Below are 4,767 nucleotides of genomic sequence, written 5' to 3'. Positions count from 1 at the left end.
GTTTTTTTTATTTATTTTTTCTTAAGGTGGCTAACTTGATTATAAAATTCGCCTTTTAAAAAAGATCGTTACCTGATTTTAATTTGTCAAAATAATCAATATTCGATTGAAGAAAGGGGTTTCTATCAAAAAGACTTCTCCGTGAACTCCAAAAAGGATTTAATTAAACAGACTATGAAATTATCAAAAATCGAATTCTATCACAGTAAAACTCTTTATTTAGAGTGACCTTCAAGTAGGATTTGTAAATTGATATACTAATATGTAGAAATCTCTAGAAAGTTGGTAAAAAATGACATTAACTATCATCGACTATTTAATAATCGCTATAATTGGCTATCTATTAATCACTTATGCTCTTCCACCGGCACTTGTGAAAGCAAATGTTAAACATAACGAGATAGCTTTAAAAATGCAATTTGATGAACTATACGAAAAAATCGTTGATTTAACAACTGACAACTCTATTTTCAAAAATTTGCCTAAAGATGAGCAAAAAACTAAAAAAGCTCAACTTAAAGATTACTCCGAAAAATGTTTTAATATTTATTCTAGGGAAGATAGCGACTTAAAAGCTCGATACCACGAGCTGCTAGATTACAAAGCCCAAATTGAAAATTTTAAAAATACTATCAAAAAAGAGGCTAACTGATCCAATTTCAGTTAGCCTCTTTTTTAGAACACAAAATTTTTAATCAATAAGTCTATTTATAGCCGTCACGTAGTTCATACAATTGCTCTGTCAAACTCTTGTCGTTATTTTTCAGTAATTTGCAAATATTTTGTTTATCAATAAAGTCAACGTTCTTGCGTTTCAAAAATTCCAAAATAGTTGGCAACATCTGACGTTCTTTAGATTTCTTCAAATAATATGGCTTCAAAGTCAAATAAACAATCTATTCATCTTTGTTAGTGATTTTCAAAGTAAAACTCTCATTCATTAATTGATAAGTTCCCGGCGAGTAATTCGAATGTCGTGGATTATATCCCAACAACTGCAAATGTATTTCAATCTCTTTCATCTGTTGATAAGGAATAAATTTGGTCTTTCTCATTTTCAATAGTGCTTTAATTGGCATAACTAAATTATCCCAAGAGCTATAAACTTCCTGATTATCAGAAATGTAGCGAACTCCCTTTTTCTCCAAACTCCAATAATTGTAATAACGCTTATAATCGAATGGATAAAACCAAACGACGAATATATACAGAAATAATGCAACTACTAAAGACATCCAAATATTACCGATAAATCCCGCCAATATGGGAAACAAAACGATAATAATTAAAATCACGGCTGCCACTTTACTTTTGGGCGGACCAAAGTCAAATGGAAAATGCAAATACGGTTCGCCTGTAATCAACTCATCCAATGAAATATCCAATAAACCACTCAAAGAAATCAAATTATCAATGCTAGGTAAATTTTCTCCCAATTCCCATCTAGAAACAGATTGTCGTGAAATCATTAGTGATTCAGCTAATTGTTCTTGTGTCATTCCATTTTTCTTACGATACTTGATAATATTATCCGCTAAAGCCATCTTTCTCCCCCTGTAAACCCTTACCTAAATAATAAACTTTTTTTAAATAAATTCAGCGTTATAACGATGTTTTTTCAAACGCAACTACGATGTGCGTGCTTTAATAGCAAGCTTTTGTCATAATCAAAGTGTAAACAAGGTTAATTAACTAATCGATGCGCATCTCATTTAATTGGGAGGAATTAATTATGATTACATTTGGTAAGAAACTTTCATACAGACCTTTATTGGTTAGTTTATTTGCGGGTTTAGTAGCAGGCTTTACAATCTTCATTATTTTTAATAATTGGATCAGTTGCCTTATAGGACTAGGAATATTCATTGTTTTCTTCTTTATTTATTATTTAAATAGTGTAACTGTGCTTTTTCAATACTGGGAGGCAGATCAAAATGACCTTCGTTATAGTGACTTAACCAACTCGAAGCATCGTATTTTTGTGATGTTCTTTCCTTTTAAAAATAAATTGACTGCCATTGATAAAAAAGATATCGCCACGATTAAAGTAATTGGATATTTTAACAACGATAGCATTCCTTTAGCTGTCCCTTATACCTTGTACTTGGGTGTTTTGACCCCCTCACTTTTAATGGCAAAAAATCCTCTTGCTCTTAAGATAACTACAACTTCTGGTCAAAACTATACTTTAGATTTCTCTAGAGATTATGCGTACAACAAAAAATTAACTATCCAAAAATTAGATCAAGTCATTAGAAATTTTGATGACGGTAAAATTAAAATAGAAAATCAATCAAATTTGAATCTACGCTAAAAAAGCCTTGAGTTGCCTCAAGACTTTTTTCTATAGGATAAACTTATTAATAACTTCAGCTAAAGCATCATGATTATTATCAGCTTTAGTTACGTATTTAGCGCTCTTTTTAACGATGTCGATTCCATTAGCGACACTGACTGGCAAACCAACGGCTTTTAACATTGGCAAGTCATTACTGTTATCACCAGCAGCAATTATTTCTTCCGGCTTGATTCCTAAGATTTCACCTAATTGAACTGAGGCACTTCCCTTATCGATTCCAGCGGGATTAAATTCAACATAACGACCAGATGAGAAAGTAACTGTTAGCTTGGAAGCATCTACTTGTGATTCTACGGCTGCCTTCATAGCTTTACGATCTTCAATAGTTGGTAAGGCCATGATAACCTTCATCACATTCATATCCTTGAATTGATTAAAATCATCATTTTCCATAATTTTAAAAGATACACCACGATTTTCTAAATAATCAGTATCTTCTTTAACTGGATTATAAATATAAAGTACATCTTGAGTATAGATATGTGTTGCAGCCATTTTATTCGCAGCCCCAACTTCAAAAACTGCTTTAGCCACTTCAAAAGGCATGGCATTAACAGCAATAGGACGATTATCCTTATTTTCTAAAATCAATCCTCCATTATACGAAATAGAATATTGATTAGGTTTATTGCGTAAATTCATCTTCTCAAGATCATTTTGAAAAGAGGTATAACTTCGACCAGAATTAACTACGAAGTAAACTCCTTTTTCAGTTGCAGCATGAATGGCTTCAGCGTTCTTGTCAGACAAAGAGCCATCATCATTCATTAAAGTTTCATCAAGATCACAGACAATCATTTTATACATAAGTAAATTCCTCTCACATTAAGGTTACTTTCCCACCTTATCGAAAATGGCTTATAATTGCAACCGATTCCAAAAAATGATTATGTAATGTAAAAAAAATAACCCATCATCTGGATTATCTTTTCATTAAGAAGCTATTTGTTCGAGGACATTCAAGACACCCTCATCATTATTCGAATCAGTCACGTGTGCAACTTGATCTTTGATTTTTTGTTCAGCATTTTGCATAGCATAACTATGTGGAGTGATTTTTAGCATTGGCAAATCATTCTCATTATCGCCAAAAGTCATGATTTCATCGTCAGCTACATTGTATTTCTTTTGAAGTTCACGAAGACCAGCAGCTTTATTGACAGTATCTTCACTAATCAATTCCGTATTATATCCAGAAGTTTGACTAGATAAACCAAGTGGCAACATTTCACGCAAGCTCTTCATCTTAGCATCAAAATCAACTTTAGAATCAAAAGTAACCCCGATACTAGTAACCTGATCTTCCAAGCGTTTAGGCGTTACCGTTGCTAAATCAGGTACACGTAAAAGATGATTGTAGTAACGATAAGTCATATCAAAGGCTGCCTGTGAAATTTTTTCATCAACATACGCTGATTTGTATCCAACTACTAAATGTTCAGCAATATCACTAGGCGCAAATTGTTGATTGATTACATCCAAAGTTTTCTTGACCGCATCTGCTGGAATTTCTTGAACTAATAATGGTTGTCCAGCGCTATGAACGACCGCACCGTTTTGTGAAACAAAATCCATTTCTTGATTAAATTCATCAAATTGATTGAGTAAACGTTGGTATTGAGAGCCTGATGCAGCTGCCACATGAATATCTTTTGCACGTAATTTTTGTAGGATTTCTCCAAAGCGTTGATGGTTATAAGTGTTTTGATCATTGAGGAAAGTCCCATCCATGTCAAAAGCTACTAATTTAATGGTCATAAATTGCCTCCTTAAAAACATCTTTATATCATATCACAAATAGATAACTATTCCCTAGAAATAAAATTCATATGATTTTTTATTATATAATTAGATATAATTTGTTTAATTAAATAAGAGGGTAAAATGACTTTGCAAATCAAAAATATTCTTGTAGCAATCGACGGTTCACTAAATGCCAATCGTGCTTTCAATCGAGCCGTCCAACTTGCTCAACAAACTAAAGCAAATCTATATCTAACTCGTGTTGTGGAAGACCATTACCTAAATGAAGATGACGGCATTTTACAAATGGTCAATTACAATGACGATTCCAATGTGATAGAAGCCCGTGATGATTTAAATCAAAAATTTATGATGACCGTCTATCCTATCAAAGATACTTTTCTAAGAATCGGTGATCCCAAAAAAATCATTGCTAATTATTTGGTACGAGGATTAAAAATAGATTTACTGGTTATTGGAAAACACGGAAAAGATAATAATCATCGCGCAAATCTAGGAAAAATGGCTGAATTTTTTAAAACAAATGTTCACTGCCAAGTATTAATTGTGGCCTAACATAAATTGATTTTTTTAGAAAGTATTTTATCTAAATGGCAGATTGTAAAATATAACCGAACACTAGTGGACACAAAAACCCATAAAGG

General features: G+C 32.4%; 7 protein-coding genes. 3 read left to right on the top strand and 4 right to left on the bottom strand.

From position 1 onward, the window contains the following. The first annotated feature begins 292 nt into the window (after nt 1–292). On the top strand, nt 293–652 hold the full coding sequence (locus FC88_RS03420) for a hypothetical protein (protein WP_057812800.1): 360 nt from the start codon (nt 293–295) through the stop codon (nt 650–652). 52 nt (nt 653–704) lie between these two features. On the opposite strand, the gene FC88_RS12765 is transcribed toward FC88_RS03420, so the two are convergent. Together FC88_RS12765 and FC88_RS03415 are read right to left on the bottom strand one after the other, a co-directional pair. After that, a complete protein-coding gene (locus FC88_RS12765) occupies nt 705–866 on the bottom strand; it encodes a hypothetical protein (protein ID WP_162256520.1) in 162 nt (53 codons plus the stop codon). Between the two features lie 30 nt (nt 867–896). Then, the gene (locus FC88_RS03415) at nt 897–1,544 is read right to left on the bottom strand and encodes a helix-turn-helix domain-containing protein (protein WP_057812798.1); all 648 of its coding nucleotides are present in this window, start codon (nt 1,542–1,544) and stop codon (nt 897–899) included. Nucleotides 1,545–1,732: 188 nt separating this feature from the next. On the opposite strand from FC88_RS03415, the gene FC88_RS03410 reads away from it, so the two are divergent. Further along, the gene (locus tag FC88_RS03410) at nt 1,733–2,314 is read left to right on the top strand and encodes a hypothetical protein (RefSeq protein ID WP_057812796.1); all 582 of its coding nucleotides are present in this window, start codon (nt 1,733–1,735) and stop codon (nt 2,312–2,314) included. 30 nt (nt 2,315–2,344) lie between these two features. On the opposite strand, the gene FC88_RS03405 is transcribed toward FC88_RS03410, so the two are convergent. Both FC88_RS03405 and FC88_RS03400 read right to left on the bottom strand, forming a co-directional pair. Then, nucleotides 2,345–3,166, bottom strand: coding sequence for a Cof-type HAD-IIB family hydrolase (locus FC88_RS03405; protein WP_057812794.1), 822 nt, complete (start codon nt 3,164–3,166; stop codon nt 2,345–2,347). A 126-nt stretch (nt 3,167–3,292) separates the two neighbouring features. Further along, the gene (locus FC88_RS03400; RefSeq protein WP_057812792.1) at nt 3,293–4,117 is read right to left on the bottom strand and encodes a Cof-type HAD-IIB family hydrolase; all 825 of its coding nucleotides are present in this window, start codon (nt 4,115–4,117) and stop codon (nt 3,293–3,295) included. Nucleotides 4,118–4,243: 126 nt separating this feature from the next. Here FC88_RS03400 and FC88_RS03395 point away from each other — a divergent pair, with 126 nt between their 5' ends. Next, nucleotides 4,244–4,678 carry a universal stress protein gene (locus FC88_RS03395; protein ID WP_057812790.1) on the top strand — a complete coding sequence of 145 codons (435 nt, stop codon included), beginning with the start codon at nt 4,244–4,246 and terminating at the stop codon, nt 4,676–4,678. Nucleotides 4,679–4,767: the final 89 nt, after the last annotated feature.

The organism is Companilactobacillus futsaii JCM 17355, from assembly GCF_001435505.1.
In the GTDB taxonomy this organism is placed as follows: domain Bacteria; phylum Bacillota; class Bacilli; order Lactobacillales; family Lactobacillaceae; genus Companilactobacillus; species Companilactobacillus futsaii.
This window is presented reverse-complemented; position numbering and strand designations above follow the sequence as displayed.